Raw genomic sequence first — 14566 nt, 5'->3', positions numbered from 1 at the left:
GCTTGCACCGCCTCCCCGCCGTTGCCGTATCTTCTGTGGATGCGGGATACCGAGAATCGGCGAACATGCCGGCGATAGAAGCCGGCCGGCGGAGCGGGGCCGCGCGGATCAGGGTCGGCTATCTCGGGCCGCCGGGGACGTTCAGCGAGCAGGCTGCGGTGGAGTATGATCCCGCCGCGGTGCACGTCGCGTTCGGCGACATCTCCGGGGTCGTGCGGGCGGCGGGGGCCGGCGAGGTCGACGAAGCGATCGTCCCGCTCGAGAACAGCACGGAAGGCGCCGTCACGCTGACGACCGACCTTCTCGTGCATCACACGGACCTCAAGATCCGGCGGGAATTGGTTCTCCCGATCCACCACTGCCTGCTCACGGCGCAAGATGTCCCGCTGGAAGAGGTGCGGGTCGTCTATTCCCACCCGCAGGCGATCGCCCAGTGCCGGGGCTACCTCGGGCGGCACCTTCCTCGGGCGGAACCGATGGCTTCGCTGAGCACGGTGAGCGCCGTTCGGGACATGAAGGCCGGGGGGAGGACCGCGGCCGCCATATCGAGCCACCGTGCCGCACACGTCCTCGGGGCCGTCGTCCGGGCGTCCCGCATCGAGGACATCTCCGGCAACCGCACTCGGTTCGTCGTGCTGGGGCGCGAGGATCACGAGGCGACGGGGAGGGACAAGACCTCGATCTGCTTCGACTTTTCGGCCGACGGCCCGGGCACGCTCCACGGCGTACTCGGAGAGTTGGCGGACCGGCGGATCAACATGTTCAAGATCGAGTCGCGACCCGCGAGGAGCAGTCTCGGACAGTACATCTTTCTCATCGACATGGCGGGACACCGCGAAGATCCCGTTGTGGCGGAGGCCCTCGAGAGCATCCGCGTCCGCACGTCCTCCTTCAAGATCCTCGGTTCCTACCCGCGGGCCTTCGGTCCGGAGTCGTAACGCTCCGAGAGCCGCGGTGGGGTACCGAGCCGCGACAGGTTCGTACCCAGCACCGCTTCCACGGCGGCTGCCTGCGCGAGGAGGGCCAGGTCCCCTCCGGCGGGGCCCATCAGCTGGAGTCCAACGGGCATCCCCTCATCGTCCAGCCCGGCGGGAAGCGTGATGGCGCACAGGTCCAACATGCTGGCGGGACACGTCCCGGAGAGCATGGCGCGGTTGGCGTCACGGTAGGCCGCGAGTCGGGCGAGGACCGCGAGCGGCGGCGGCGCGATGGGCAGGGTAGGCGTAGCGAGACAGTCGATGCGCTCCGAGGCCATTCGGGCGTGGACGCTGGCCGAGAGACGGCGGCGCTGCTGGAGGGCGGCTACATAGTCGAGCGCCCGCACCTTGCCCGCCGCTCCCAGCCGCTTTCCGACGATCGCGTGCAGAAGCGGAATCCACTCCGGCAGTTCGCGCTCGAGGAACTCCAGAAACTCCGGCTGCACGATCTCGCCGGCGAAGTAGCGCTCTCCGGCCTCGTCGAGTTCGGGCACGTCGATCTCGAGAACCGTGGCGCCCGCCTCACCGAGTTCGGCCACGGCGCGCTCGACTACGGCCGCGATCCCGGAGTCCGCATCCGTCCACAAACGGGACGCGGGGACCCCGATCCGCAGTCCCGACACCTCCTCCAGAGCCGAATCCGCGCCTTCGCGGTTGCCTCCGGCGAGCGGGTCTATGGCGCGGAAGGCGTAGCGCAGGTCCTCCACCGTGTGGGCGAGCAGTCCCACCGTGTCGAGCGTCGTGCTGAGGGGGACCACGCCCGTCGTCGGCCAGCGGCCCGTCGTGGGGCGCAGGCCCACCACGCCGGTCGCGGACGCGGGGATGCGGATCGAGCCCCCCGTGTCGGAGCCGAGCGCGATCCGCGCCGATCCTTCCCACAGGCTTACGCCCGCACCCGCGGATGAGCCGCCGGGGGCCCGGTGCTCGACGGGATCCCACGGGTTGACGGGGGTTCCCGTGTTAGGGTTGAGCCCGACCGCTCCGAACGCGAACTCGACGGTGTGCGTCTTCCCGGTGATCACGGCGCCCAGCCGGCGCAGCGCCCGCACGAGGAAGCCCTCGGGCCAGGCCGGGAGCGGCCGCTTTGTCCCCGCGCGCAGGGGATAGCCGTCGAGGGCGTAAAGGTCCTTGACCGAGACCGTGATGCCCGCGAGGGGACCCGGATCCTCGCCGAGGGAAGCCGTCCGGTCGACCGCGTCGGCCTGCCGCCGGGCCGCCTCGGCGTCGAAGACGATGTACGCGCCCAGATCGCTGGCCTCGCGGCGCCGAATCGCCGCCTCGACCTCCCGGCGGGCTGCGTCACGCCCGTGCCGGACATCCGACGCCACCTGCCGAATCGACGGCCGTCTCATCGCGTGAGAGTTGATGTAGCTCCGGCCAGAACGGCCGCCCCCAGCAGGGCCGCCGCGGTGAGGTTTCTGGCGGAATTCGATCCGCATCTATCCATGATTTCCCCCATTGGTCGGTCGATATCGGCGGCCGCGATGCGCCGCGACGCCGCGCGTGTAGATTGTTCGTGTTCGTCGCATTCGTAAAGGAGTTTTCCTGATGGTGGGTCTGGCCAGGCAACTGTTCGAGCGCCGCGTTCCACAGGTGCTCGCCATCTACGCAGGCGCGTCGTGGGGAATGGTCGAGTTCGTCAACTTCATCGTCGAGGACTTTCTCCTCTCTCCTCACTGGACGCGAGTGGTCATGACCGTGCTCCTGTTGCTCGTGCCTACCGTGGTCATGATCGCCTGGTTCCACGGCCGGCAGGGGCGGGACGAGGTGCCGCTGGCCGAAAAGATCGGGATTCCGGCGAACCTCGTCGTCGCGGTGGGGGCCCTCTTCCTCCTCTTCGGTGGCTCGGACCTCGGCGCGGCGACCACCTCCGTCTCCGTCGAGACGGAGGACGGCGAGACCGTCGAGCGCGTCGTGCCGAAGCCGGAGTTCCGCAAGCGGACGGCCCTCTTCCCGTTCGACGCGGGACCAGGCCTGGGCGAGGACGAGGCCTGGCTCACGTACATGACGCCGACGGTGCTCGAGTTGGATCTCGCCGCGGACGACTTCTTCGAGCCGCTCTCTTTCAACGCGTTCCGCCAGCGCCTGATGGAACTCGGGTTTCCCGCCCTGCTCGACGTCCCCCTGGCGCTGAAGCGCGAAGTCGCTGAGGACTTTCACGCCGCGTTCATAGCCGCCGGCACAGTCGACAGGGTGGAAGGCCGGTACCGCGTGACGCTCTCCCTCTACGAGACGGGGAGCGGGTCGCCCGCCAGCGAAACGGTCCACGAGGGACCTGACTTTCTGGCGCTCGTCGACGAGATGTCGGAGACGCTCGCGGACGCGCTGGAGATCCCCGACCGCGACGACATCGAAGACCTCCCGGTTCGGGAACGGCTGACCGGGAATGACGCGGCGTGGGAACTCGTCGGTCAGAGTTATGCGAAGCTGCTCGCCGATCCGCCGGATCTGGAGGCCGGCCTAGAGGGGCTGCGCGCTGCGACTGCCCTCGATCCCACCTTTACCATGGCGCAATACCAGTTGTCGGTGGGGCTGCTCGCCGCCAACCGGCCGGGGGAAGCCGTCGCCCCGATTCAGGCGGCTATGGACCACCTCTACCGGCTCCCGGAACGCATGCGCTTCGGGATCAAGTCGGACTACTACTTCATGATGCAGCAGCCGGAGAAGGCGTGGGCCGTCCTCGAGATGTGGGCCGAACTCCATCCCGAGGATCCGGCGGCCCTCCGAAAATACATCGGGGTGCAGCTGCTGAGGGGAGATTGGAAGGAAATGGTCGGGACACTCGGGACGCTGTACCGGCTGAATCCGACCGAACATTCTCTGCTCAGGGCTCTGGCCCAGGCGCACGTGGAACTCGGGGACATCGACCGGGCGCTGGAGGCGCTCGGGCAATACGTGGAGAGGTTTCCGGAGGACTACAGCGGCTACCTGGACCTGGCCCGGATTCAGCGGAGGCGCGGTGATCACGACAGCGCGCGCGACTATCTGGACCGGGCCATCATCATGGAGCCCCGGATGCCGGAACTGCTGGGCGAACTCGCTTCGCTGGACCTTGGTGTGGGGGAGTTCGAGAGCGCTCTCTCGGGGTATGAGGGGGCGCTGGAGGCGGCTCGCACGCCGGTGCAGAGGGCCGCCGCCCTGGAGGGTCTGCGGGAGTACTACAGGTTGCGTGGACAGATGGAAGAAGCGATCGGGATGGCCGACGCCTGGTTCGACGAGATCTCCGCGGCGGAGACGCCGATGCAGGTCGTTCAGCGCCGGTTCTCCGACATCGACCTTTATCTCGATGCGGGCCGGTACGATGACGCCGTCGCCCTGTTCGAAGAGCTGCGTTCTCAGCTTCAGCCGCCGTTGAGCGAGTACCACGTCCCCCACTGGCAGGTTCATATCGCCCTCGGGGCGGAGGACATCGACGCGGCCCGAGGCGCTCACCACGCCGCGCTCGACGCGATGGAAGCGGCGGATTTCGGCGTGCTGCGCCCCGCCCTGACCGGCGACCTGGGGCGGATCGAAGAACTCGACGGGAACTACGACGCGGCCGTCGCGAACTACCGGGATGCGATGGCGCAGGATCCCGGCCGCAACTTACACCGCCGAACCGGACGGGCGCTGCGGAAGGCGGGCCGTCCGGACGAAGCCGAAGAGGAGTTGAGGGAAGCGCTGCGCCTCAGACCGGCCGATCCGCGGGCGCACCTGGAGATGGCCCTGGTGCTGGAAGCCCGAGGTGACGCCTCTGGCGCGGTGGAGCACCTGCGGAGCGCACTCGCTGCGTGGGAGTCCGCCGACGAAGCGTTCGAGCCCGCCCGCGAGGCCCGCGCCTTGCTCGCCGAACTCGACAACTGAGGCCGACGGGCCAGGCACTGGCCGCCTCAATCAGCCCAGGAACCACAGCCGATTCGGAGACAATGCAATTTCTCAAGAACGACCCCGACATTCCCTCAAAGCTTCTCGACGACCACGAGGAGGGCCACGTAGCATTCTTCGTTGGTGCGGCCGAGGCGCTCCCGCTGCACTCCGGCCGGATCGCCTGACCTTGGCGCGGGGGCGCCTGAGGGGCGGTTCGAACCTGTAAGCATTGCTTACACGTTGGCACATCGCGCGGCGCGAGTGGTCAAGGATTACTTTACAACTGCGTGGCTCCTCAAATGGCCATCGTGGGGACGTCGTATTGGAGAACGCGGCGGTCCCTCGTCACGAGCGTCAGCCCCTCCACGCGAGCCTGGGCGACCAGGAACCGATCAAACGGATCGCGGTGCAAAACCGGGAGCCGGGCCGCCTCTTCGGCATGCCGGAACTCCAGCGGTAGATGCGTGAATCCTCTCTTCTTTACCAGCGTGGACAGGCCTTCGGGGGCGTCGAGGCGTCCCTTCGCTCTCTTGGCCTGGATTTCCCACCCCGTGATCGCGCTGACAAAGACTTGGTTGCGGGGATCGACGATCGCGGAGCGGGCAAGATCCGAAATCCGCGCGACATCGGACAGACACCACAGGAACACATGCGTGTCCAGAAGGAGACGGCTCACAGGCGGCCGCTAGTCCTCGTCCGGGAAGATCTTCGAGCTTTCCATCAGCACCATGAGTTCCTGATCGGGTTCGTCGAAGTCTTCGGACAGCCGGATCTGTCCCTCCAGCCCACCAAGCTTCCGTTCCCGCACAGGCTCCCGGTACGGCTCCAGCCGCAGGTACGGCTCACCGGCTCTCGCGATGACGATCTCCTCGCCCGCCCAAGCCAGCCTGCCGAGGCGAGAGAGCTGTGACTTGGCTTCGTGCATGTTCACTTTCACCATCGAGCCCGCCTTGGCTAAGTCCGACTAAGTCTCATCCGATCAGAGGGTCGTGTCAAGGTCCTCGCCGGTATCAAGCTCACCATCAATCAACACGGCGGCGGCGCGGTCGACCTGGTCGCCGGGGCTGCTGACGAGAGCGCCGGCCACGTGGGCGCGTACGGCGTCCAGCATCTCGCGGGCGATGGCGATGCCCTCGCGAGCGGCCGCCTCCCCTCCCCGGTTCTGGGCTGCGGCCATGCGGTCCAGAACGGCGGTCGGAACGTCGACGCCGGGCACCTCATGGGCCAGGAACTCCGCGTTCTCCAGTGAGAGCGGGGGCCACAGGCCGACGAGGATCGGCACGCCGAACTCCTCGATCGTGCGGGCGAAGGCGAGGAACGCCTCGGGATCGAAAGCCGGCTGCGTGACCGCAAAATCCGCTCCCGCCTCGGCTTTCCAGGCCAGGCGGCGGATCTCCTCTTCCGGATCGAGAGCGCCGGGGTTCACGGCCACACCCTTCACGAACGAGGTGGGGGAGCCGATCGAACTGCCGCCTGGGTCGAGCCCGAGGTTCAACTGCCGGACGACGTTCGTGAGGCCGATGCTGTCGATGTCGTACACGCCCCCGGTGTCGTAGGGGCCGCCGCGGGGCGGATCGCCGGTGATGAGCAGCAGGTTGCGGAGACCGGCAGCCGCGGCGCCGAGGAGATCGCTCAGCATGCCGAGCATGTTGCGGTCGCGGCAGCTGTAGTGTGGGACCGTCTCGATGCCCAGCTCGCGTTCGATGACGATGGCGGCGGGCAGTGATGCGATCCGGCTCCGGTGGGCGAGACCGTCGACGATGTGGACGGTGTGCACGCCCGCGTCGCGGAGGCGGCGGGCGCCCGCCAGCAGCTCGCTCGGATCCCACCCGTGCGGCGGCGTGACCTCGACGGCGCGGACGAAACGACCCGCGGCCAATCTCCGTCCGAGGGCCGAGCGGTCGGCAAGCGGTGGCGGCTCGGGGGCGGGGTCGCCGCCCGGTTCGGCCGGCTGGGCGACCGCCACTCGCACCGGCTCGTGCGAGTTCGTCCCGAGCAGCGTCGCCGTCAGACGCGTATGCTCGGGCCCCGTGCCACAGCAGCCCCCCACGAAGCGGGCCCCGGCCTCGGCCATGCGCCGCGCGTACCGGGCCATGTACTCCGGGCTTGCGAGGTAGATCTTCCGGTCGCCGATGTCGCGCGGCAGCCCCGCGTTGGGCAGCGCCGAGACGGGACGTTCCGCGGCCGCCACCATGCGTTCGATCCCGAACAGCATGGCCGACGGCCCCACCGAGCAGTTGAGCCCGATCACGTCCGCCCCGGCTTCGTCCAGCGCTCGCGCCGCCGCCTCGACCGGCGCGCCGTACGCCGTGTAGCCCTCCTCGCCGAACGTCATCTGCGCGAAGACGGGTGCGTCGCCGGCCACGCGCCGTACCGCCCGCAGCGCCTGAAGCAGTTCGTCGACATCGGAGAACGTCTCGAGCATGAAGCCATCGACCCCGCCCTCCGCGAGGCCGGTCACCTGCCGTTCGAACAGCGCCGCGGCCTCGTCGACTGAAGTAGGGCCCCACGGCTCGATCCGGATGCCGAGCGGTCCGATCGCCCCCAGCACCTCCGCCCGCTCACCCGCCGCCTGCCGCGCCAGCCGCGCGGCCGCCACGTTGATTTCGCCGGTGGAGCCGTCCAGACCGAACGCCTCGAGCTTGACCGGGTTCGCCCCGAACGTGTTCGTCTCGATCAACTGCGCCCCGGCGCGCACATAGTCGGCGTGGACCCCGAGGACCAGGTCGGGCTGCGTCAGATTGAGTTCGTCGTAGCACTGGTTGACGAACACGCCGCGCTGATAGAGCACCGTACCCATCGCGCCGTCGATGACATGGACGGCATCTCCCTCGATCCATCCCCGCAGCCGAACGCTCATCCCGCTGCCTCCAGCACGACAGCGCGGTCGTACGCCAGGTTCGGCGACAGCCGTGCCTCCGCCTCTTCGAGCGAGATCCCGCTCCGCGCCGCGTAGTCCTCCACCTGGTCGCGGCCGATGCGGCCCAGACCGAAGTACCGCGCTTCCGGTCGCGCGAAGTACCACCCGCTCACCGAGGCGGTCGGCAGCATGGCGTAGTTCTCCGTGAGCGAGATTCCGAGACGCCGCTCCACGTCGAGCAGGTCGAACAGCAGCGCTTTCTGTGAATGGTCGGGGCAGGCGGGATAACCGGGCGCGGGCCGGATCCCGACGTACTTCTCGGCGATCCGTTCCTCGTTGCCCAGCTTCTCGTCGGGCGCGTACCCCCACAGTTCGCTCCGCACGATCTCGTGCAGGCGCTCGGCCAGCGCCTCCGCCAGCCGGTCGGCGAGTGATTTGGCCAGGAGGCTCTGGTAGTCGTCCAACTCGGCCTCGAAGCGCGCGCATAGCCGCTCGAGCCCGATCCCGGCCGTGACCGCGAACCCTCCGCTCCAGTCTGCGACACCACTCGATTCCTGCGCGACGAAATCCGCGAGACAGACGTTGGGGCCCGACGACCGGTCCATCTGCTGCCTGAGATGGGGCACGGTCAGCAGCTCGCGCCCGCTCTCGGGCGAGAACAGGACGATGTCGTCCCCGCGCGCATTCGCCGGATACAGCCCCGCGATCGCGCGCGCCGTCAGCGTGCCCTCGTGGATGATGCCGTCGAGGAGCCGCCGGGCGTCGTCGTAGAGCGTACGCGCCGCCTCGCCGCGCACCGGATGATCGAGCAGACCCGGGAAGCGCCCCTTCATCTCCCAGGCCTGGAAGAAAGGCGTCCAATCGATGTAGTCGACCAGTTCCTCGAGCGGGAACGGGTCGTAGACGCGGACCCCCGGCTCGCGAGGCGTCACGACGGGCCGGCGCGCGTCGATCGAAAGCCGGTTCGCTCTCGCCCCCGCGAGCGAGGCGAGCGGTCGCTGACGGCCCCGGAAGTCCTCGCGTACGCGCCGGTATTCGGCGCGCGTTTCCTCGATGAACCCCGGCCGCCGGTCATCGCTCAGCAGCTTCCCCACCACTCCGACAGCCCTCGACGCGTCGAGCACGTGCACCGTCGCGCCCGAGTACCGCTCCTCGATCTTCACGGCGGTGTGCTTCCGGGAGGTCGTGGCCCCCCCGATCAGCAGCGGCACCTCGAACCCCTGCCGCTCCATCTCGCTCGCCACGCGCACCATTTCGTCCAGCGACGGCGTGATGAGACCGCTCAGGCCGATAATGTCCACGCTATGTGCCCGGGCCTCCGAGAGGATCCGCTCCGGGGGCGCCATGACACCGAGGTCCAGGGTGTCGTAGCCGTTACACTCGAGCACCACGCCGACGATGTTCTTCCCGATGTCGTGCACATCTCCCTTGACCGTGGCGAGGAGGATCGTCCCCTTCCCCCGCCCGCGAGCCGCGGCGCCGCCGGCGGCCTCTTTCTCGGCCTCGAGGTGCGGGACGAGAAACGCGACGGCCCGCTTCATGACGCGCGCTGATTTCACCACCTGCGGCAGGAACATGCGGCCGCTGCCGAACAGGTCGCCGACCCGGTTCATTCCGGCCATCAGCGGCCCTTCGATGACCTCGAGCGCGCGGGCGTACCCGAGACGGGCTTCTTCGGCGTCCTCCTCTATGTATTCGACGATCCCTTCCACGAGCGCGTGCTCGAGCCGCTCTTCGACCCCCCGGGACCGCCAGGCGTCGTCCACGCGAGTCCGCACCCCCTGTTCGCCGATCCGCCCGGCGAGATCCGTCAGCCGCTCGGTCGCGTCGGGACGCCGGGCGAGCAGCACATCTTCCACTGCCTCGAGAAGCTCGGGTGCGATGTCGTCGTACAGCGGGAGCCGGCCGGCGTTCACGATCCCCATATCGAGGCCGGCCGCGATCGCGTGGTACAGGAAAGCGGTGTGCACCGCCTCGCGCACCGCGTCGTTCCCCCGCCAGGAGAAGGAGATGTTGCTGATTCCGCCGCTGGTGGACGCTCCGGGGAGCTCCTGTTTGATCCGGCGAACGGCCTCGATGAAGGCGAGTCCATACTCGTCGTGCTCCGCCATTCCGGTGCCGACGGCGAACACGTTGGGATCGAAGATGATCTCTTCCGGCCGGAAGCCGGCGCCGAGCAGGAGGTTCCAGGCCCGGTGGCAGGTCTCCAGCTTGCGCTCGACCGTATCGGCCTGCCCCTGCTCGTCGAAGGCCATGACGATGACCCCCGCCCCGTAGCGCCGGATCAGGGCCGCCTGCTCCAGAAAGACCGTTTCCCCCTCCTTGAGGGAGATCGAGTTGACGATGGCCTTGCCCTGCGTGCACTTGAGTCCGGCTTCGATCACCTCCCAGCGCGAGGAGTCGATGACCGTCGGCACGCGAGCGATGTCCGGCTCCACCGCGATCAGGTTGAGGAACCGGGTCATGGCGGCTTCGGAGTCGAGCAGCCCTTCGTCCATGTTCACGTCGAGCAGCTGCGCGCCGTTGCGGACCTGGTCGCGCGCCACCTCCACCGCCTCGTCGAACGCGTCGTCCCGAATCAGGCGCCTGAAGCGGGCCGAACCCGTCACGTTCGTGCGTTCGCCGATGTTGACGAACAGGGTGTCGGGCCGGATCACCAGCGGCTCGAGACCCGAAAAGCGGGGCAGCGGTTCGGGCGTAGGGATCCGTCGTGCGGGCGCCGCCTCCATTCGGTCGGCGATGGCCCGGATATGCTCAGGGCCGGTGCCGCAGCACCCGCCGACGACGTTGAGCAGCCCGCGGTCCGCGAAGTCGCCCAGCAAATCGGACATGTTCTCGGGAGTATCGTCGTAGCCGCCGAATTCGTTCGGAAGGCCGGCGTTCGGATGGCAGCTCACCGGCACGTCGGCGACCCTGGCCAGTTCCGCCACGTACGGTTCGAGTTCCACCGCCCCGAGCGCGCAGTTGAGGCCGACGAAGATCGGATCGGCGTGCCGGATGGAGAGCCAGAAGGCTTCGACCGTCTGGCCGGAGAGCGTGCGTCCCGACAGATCCGTGATCGTACCGGAGACGGCGATGGGGACGGTCTCGCTCCGCTCCGCGGCGAGTTCCAGGATGCCGAAGATGGCGGCCTTGGCGTTCAGCGTGTCGAACACAGTCTCGACCAGCAGTACATCCGCGCCCCCCTCGAGGAGTCCCTCCGCCTGCTGCCGGTAGGCGCAGGACAGTTCGTCGAAGGAGACGGCGCGGAAGGCCGGGTTCTCCACATCGGGCGACAGCGAGGCCGTCCGGTTCGTCGGCCCCATGCTCCCGAGCACGAACCGCGGCCGGGAGGGGTCGGCCCGCGTCGCCGCGTCGGCTTCCCGACGGGCGATCCTCGCCGCCGCGACGTTGATCTCCCGGATGAGGCAGGCGTTGCCGTGCTCGGGAGAAATGCCGTAATCCGCCTGCGAGATGGCCTGCGCGTTGAAGGTGTTCGTCGTGATGAAGTCGGCGCCCGCCTCCAGGTACGCGCGGTGAAGCGACGCTACGGCGTCCGGCCGGGTCAGGCACAGCGCGTCGTGATTGCCGAACAGGGGCCGGTCGTGGGCCGCCAGGGGACCGGCATGGTAGGCCGCCTCGTCGAGGCCGAGGCTCTGGATCATCGTGCCCGTACCGCCGTCCATGACCAGGATGCGCCCCTTGAGCGCCTCCTGGATCTGCGCGATGCGCGTCTCACGACGTTCGGACACGATCTTCACTCCAAAAAAAGCCCTGTCGCCAAAGATCGCGCCGGGGCGTGGCTCTTTAGCGATTGTTTATCGTGGCTGCAATCCGCCTCAAATCACCACGTCCGGATTCTCCCGGCCGCCCAAAACCTAGCGTCGCCGCGACCCTGACGAAACCGAAAACGGCGGCGGTTAAACAACGCGGCGAAGGGCGGTGTTTGGCTTTACATGCAGACTGAATACGGAGCGGGCCGCGCGGCGTTCGCCCTCGCGGCTCTCGTGATAAGTGGGGCGGGGTGGGGGCTTTCCGCGCAGGAATCCGCGCTCTCGCCGTCCACGGTGTCCGCTACGACCGTCTTCAGGGGCGGCGTGGCGCCGGCGGCCGTCGAGGCCGTGCGCCGGGCCGGCGCGTTGTCGATCGACGGCCGGCTCGACGATCCGGCGTGGCAGCCCGCTCCCATCATCACCGACTTCGTTCAGGGGGTGCCCCTCGAGGGTGCCGAACCCTCGGAACCCACCGAAGTCCGCGTCGTGTTCGACGACCGCGCCATCTACGTCGCCGCCCGAATGTACGAAGCGGACCCGAGCGTGATCCGGGCGCGTCTCACGCGGCGCGACGAGCGCGGCTCGTTCGATTCGTTCAAGCTCTCGCTCGATCCGAACCGCGACGGCCTGACCGGTTACGAATTCGAGGTCAGTGCCGCGGGCGCGGAGACCGACAAGTACCTCTTCGGCGATACCCAGGAGGACGGAAACTGGGACGCGATCTGGGATTCGGCGGTCGAGATCGACGCCCTCGGGTGGACGGTCGAGCTGCGGATTCCGTTGTCGCAGATCCGCTACGAAGCCCGATCCGACGTGCAGACCTGGGGCATCAACTTCGAGCGCCGGCGCCTGGAGACGAACGAGACCGACTATTTCGCCCTTCAGTCGCGTACCGCTCGCGGGCGGGTGAGCCAGTTCGGCACGATCGACGGGCTGCAGCTCACGCGTGCGAGCCGTCGCGTCGAGGTCCGGCCGTTTGCCGTCTCACAGTACCACACCGCCCCCGCGGAGAACGGGAACCCGTTCTTCGACGGTACCGAACTGGAGCCGCGCGGCGGGGTGGACGTGAGCATGGGGATCGGTTCCGCCTTCAGTCTCGACGCGACGGTCTACCCGGACTTCGGACAGGTCGAAGTGGATCCCGAGGTCATCAACCTCACCGCTTTCGAGACGTTCTTCCCGGAGAAGCGCCCCTTCTTCGTCCGCGACGCCCAGATCTTCACCTTCGCCGGTTCGCGAGGCGGTCGGATGGGCGGCGGCAAGGCGCTCTTCTTCAGCCGGCGGATCGGACGAGAGCCGCGGGGCAACGGTCCCTACGACGCGGACTATCGCGAGACCCCCAACCTCACCTCGATCCTGGGGGCGGCGAAGCTGACCGGCCGCACGAACGCCGGTCTCTCCGTCGGAGCGATGGCGGCCGTGACCGGTCGAGAATCGGGACAGGCGTACTTCGCGGAGAGCGATTCCCTGGGAGCGTTCGTGGCCGAGCCGCAGGCCGAGCATGCCGTGGTGAGACTGCAACAGGACTTCCGCGGAGGCGCCAGCAAGATCGGCGTCATGGGCACCGGGCTCAGGCGGGAACTGCCGGGCGACGGGACCTTCGAGTTCCTCGCTTCGAATGCCTACAGCTTCGGCGTCGACTTCGAGCACCAGTGGGGCGGATCCCGTGGCCGCGACTTTCGCCTGTGGGGCTTCTACTCAAGCAGCCTCGTTCAGGGGTCCAGCGCGGCGCTCCTCCGGCTGCAGCGCAACCCGATCCACTACTTTCAGCGTCCCGACGCCGACTACCTCGCCATCGACTCCACCGCCACGTCGATGTTCGGGAGCGACTGGCGAGTCCAGCTCGAGAAAGAGGGCGAGCATTGGACCTGGGGCACCTGGGCAGGCCAGCAGACCCCCGGCTTCGAGGTCAACGACTTCGGTTTCCTGACCTCGGGGGAACGGCTCGACGTGGGCGCGCGCGTCGGATACCGGGACATCAGACCCGGTAACCTGTTTCGTAACTATAATATAAGCCTTTTCACCTACCACAATTTCCGTCATTCCGTTCTCGACGACATCCGCGTTCGATCCAACTGGCGCCGTGCGTACGACGCGGGGGCCGCGTGGCTCAGCGGACGGTTCACCTTTCTGAACAACTGGGGCCTGAACCTGAACGTCTCGTACTCGCCCGAGGGCCAGTCCGATACGCAGACGCGGGGTGGGCCGCTCATGATGGACCCGGCGGAGTTGAACTTCCGTCTGGACGCCAACTCGGACCGGAGCCGGGCGTTCCACGTGTCGCCCCGCTTCTCCTACCGCATCGCGGGACGCGGGCGCGGACACGACATGAGCACCGGCTTGAACATCTCTTTCCGGCCCGTCCCGAACTGGCGGTTTTCCGTGAACCCGACCTATTCAAGCACACGGGACGGGGCCCAGTACGTGACGAACACGACCGTGTCGCGGTACGCGCCGACCTACGGCCCGCGGTATGTGTTCGGCGACCTCCAGCGGACGCGGTTTTCGATGGACACACGGCTCAACGTGTCCTTCACGCCCGACCTCAGCCTCCAGCTCTTCGCCCAGCCGCTGCTCTCATCGGGGGACTATCTCGGCTACCGACAGCTCGGGGCGGCCGAATCGTTCGATTTCCTCGACTACACGGAGGGACGGATCCTCCGCGTGAACGGGGCGGTGATGGGATGCGCGGACGGGACGACCTGCGTCTGGGACAGCACGCGCTACTTCGATATCGACGGTGACGGCGCGCAGGACTTCTCCACTCGAGACCGCGACTTCAACATCCGCTCGCTGCGCGGCAACGCGGTGTTCCGCTGGGAGTATCGCCCGGGGTCGGAACTCTTCCTCGTGTGGCAGCACGCGCGGCGCGAGAGCGCGGCATTCGGAGACTTCGACTTGAATCGGGATTTCCGGGGACTCTTCTCGACGCCCGCCGAGAACATCCTGATCGTCAAGGTGAGCCACTACCTCTCCATCTGACCTCCGGCAGGCCTCCGGACGCTGACGCGGGGTTTTGTCACGGGCCAACAGCCCATGACAAACGCCCCACTGCGTTCGAGCGGCGATGCATCCCGCCTGAACCGCTGCGCTCTGCGTTGCTCCTCGGTTACATGGCGCTGCCATGCTCC

9 protein-coding genes and 1 riboswitch are annotated in these 14566 nt (G+C 68.0%); of the genes, 4 read left to right on the top strand and 5 right to left on the bottom strand.

Annotated elements, in window-relative coordinates; translation table 11 throughout:
* Nucleotides 1-65 precede the first annotated feature (65 nt).
* Nucleotides 66-938, top strand: coding sequence for a prephenate dehydratase (gene pheA / locus ACN9M6_RS04705; protein WP_419161765.1), 873 nt, complete (start codon nucleotides 66-68; stop codon nucleotides 936-938).
* Here the strand turns inward: pheA and ACN9M6_RS04700 are convergent.
* The gene (locus ACN9M6_RS04700; protein WP_419161764.1) at nucleotides 908-2329 is read right to left on the bottom strand and encodes an amidase; all 1422 of its coding nucleotides are present in this window, start codon (nucleotides 2327-2329) and stop codon (nucleotides 908-910) included. The two genes, pheA and ACN9M6_RS04700, sit on opposite strands and share 31 nt — an antisense overlap.
* 196 nt (nucleotides 2330-2525) lie before the next feature.
* Between ACN9M6_RS04700 and ACN9M6_RS04695 the strand changes: the two genes are divergently transcribed.
* Together ACN9M6_RS04695 and ACN9M6_RS04690 are read left to right on the top strand one after the other, a co-directional pair.
* A complete protein-coding gene (locus ACN9M6_RS04695) occupies nucleotides 2526-4820 on the top strand; it encodes a tetratricopeptide repeat protein (RefSeq protein WP_419161763.1) in 2295 nt (764 codons plus the stop codon).
* A gap of 62 nt (nucleotides 4821-4882) precedes the next feature.
* A complete protein-coding gene (locus ACN9M6_RS04690) occupies nucleotides 4883-5008 on the top strand; it encodes a hypothetical protein (RefSeq protein WP_419161762.1) in 126 nt (41 codons plus the stop codon).
* Nucleotides 5009-5118: 110 nt separating this feature from the next.
* Here the strand turns inward: ACN9M6_RS04690 and ACN9M6_RS04685 are convergent, their stop codons facing one another.
* Genes ACN9M6_RS04685 through metH form a run of 4 tightly spaced genes read right to left on the bottom strand, consistent with a single transcriptional unit; the run spans nucleotide 5119 to nucleotide 11414 of the window.
* Nucleotides 5119-5499 carry a type II toxin-antitoxin system VapC family toxin gene (locus ACN9M6_RS04685; RefSeq protein WP_419161761.1) on the bottom strand — a complete coding sequence of 127 codons (381 nt, stop codon included), beginning with the start codon at nucleotides 5497-5499 and terminating at the stop codon, nucleotides 5119-5121.
* 9 nt (nucleotides 5500-5508) lie between these two features.
* Nucleotides 5509-5763 (bottom strand): type II toxin-antitoxin system Phd/YefM family antitoxin, encoded by a 255-nt coding sequence (locus ACN9M6_RS04680; protein WP_419161760.1) that lies wholly within the window; start codon nucleotides 5761-5763, stop codon nucleotides 5509-5511.
* Nucleotides 5764-5802: 39 nt separating this feature from the next.
* On the bottom strand, nucleotides 5803-7683 hold the full coding sequence (locus ACN9M6_RS04675; RefSeq protein WP_419161759.1) for a bifunctional homocysteine S-methyltransferase/methylenetetrahydrofolate reductase: 1881 nt from the start codon (nucleotides 7681-7683) through the stop codon (nucleotides 5803-5805).
* Nucleotides 7680-11414 (bottom strand): methionine synthase, encoded by a 3735-nt coding sequence (metH, locus tag ACN9M6_RS04670; RefSeq protein WP_419161758.1) that lies wholly within the window; start codon nucleotides 11412-11414, stop codon nucleotides 7680-7682. The genes ACN9M6_RS04675 and metH overlap by 4 nt, the downstream gene beginning before the upstream one ends.
* Before the next feature lie 35 nt (nucleotides 11415-11449).
* Nucleotides 11450-11523: riboswitch (SAM riboswitch) on the bottom strand.
* Nucleotides 11524-11618: 95 nt separating this feature from the next.
* Here metH and ACN9M6_RS04665 point away from each other — a divergent pair.
* Nucleotides 11619-14417 (top strand): DUF5916 domain-containing protein, encoded by a 2799-nt coding sequence (locus tag ACN9M6_RS04665; protein WP_419161757.1) that lies wholly within the window; start codon nucleotides 11619-11621, stop codon nucleotides 14415-14417.
* Nucleotides 14418-14566 lie beyond the last annotated feature (149 nt).

The organism is Candidatus Palauibacter sp., assembly GCF_965197445.1.
In the GTDB taxonomy this organism is placed as follows: domain Bacteria; phylum Gemmatimonadota; class Gemmatimonadetes; order Palauibacterales; family Palauibacteraceae; genus Palauibacter.
Note: the sequence above shows the minus strand (reverse complement) of the source record. Positions and strands in the feature narration are given on the sequence as shown.

Coding starts and splice junctions, on each gene's coding strand:
- pheA (WP_419161765.1), top strand. CDS start 66: ATGCCGGCGATAGAAGCCGGCCGGCGGAGCGGGGCCGCGCGGATCAGG.
- ACN9M6_RS04700 (WP_419161764.1), bottom strand. CDS start 2,329: ATGAGACGGCCGTCGATTCGGCAGGTGGCGTCGGATGTCCGGCACGGG.
- ACN9M6_RS04695 (WP_419161763.1), top strand. CDS start 2,526: ATGGTGGGTCTGGCCAGGCAACTGTTCGAGCGCCGCGTTCCACAGGTG.
- ACN9M6_RS04690 (WP_419161762.1), top strand. CDS start 4,883: ATGCAATTTCTCAAGAACGACCCCGACATTCCCTCAAAGCTTCTCGAC.
- ACN9M6_RS04680 (WP_419161760.1), bottom strand. CDS start 5,763: ATGGTGAAAGTGAACATGCACGAAGCCAAGTCACAGCTCTCTCGCCTC.
- ACN9M6_RS04675 (WP_419161759.1), bottom strand. CDS start 7,683: ATGAGCGTTCGGCTGCGGGGATGGATCGAGGGAGATGCCGTCCATGTC.
- ACN9M6_RS04665 (WP_419161757.1), top strand. CDS start 11,619: ATGCAGACTGAATACGGAGCGGGCCGCGCGGCGTTCGCCCTCGCGGCT.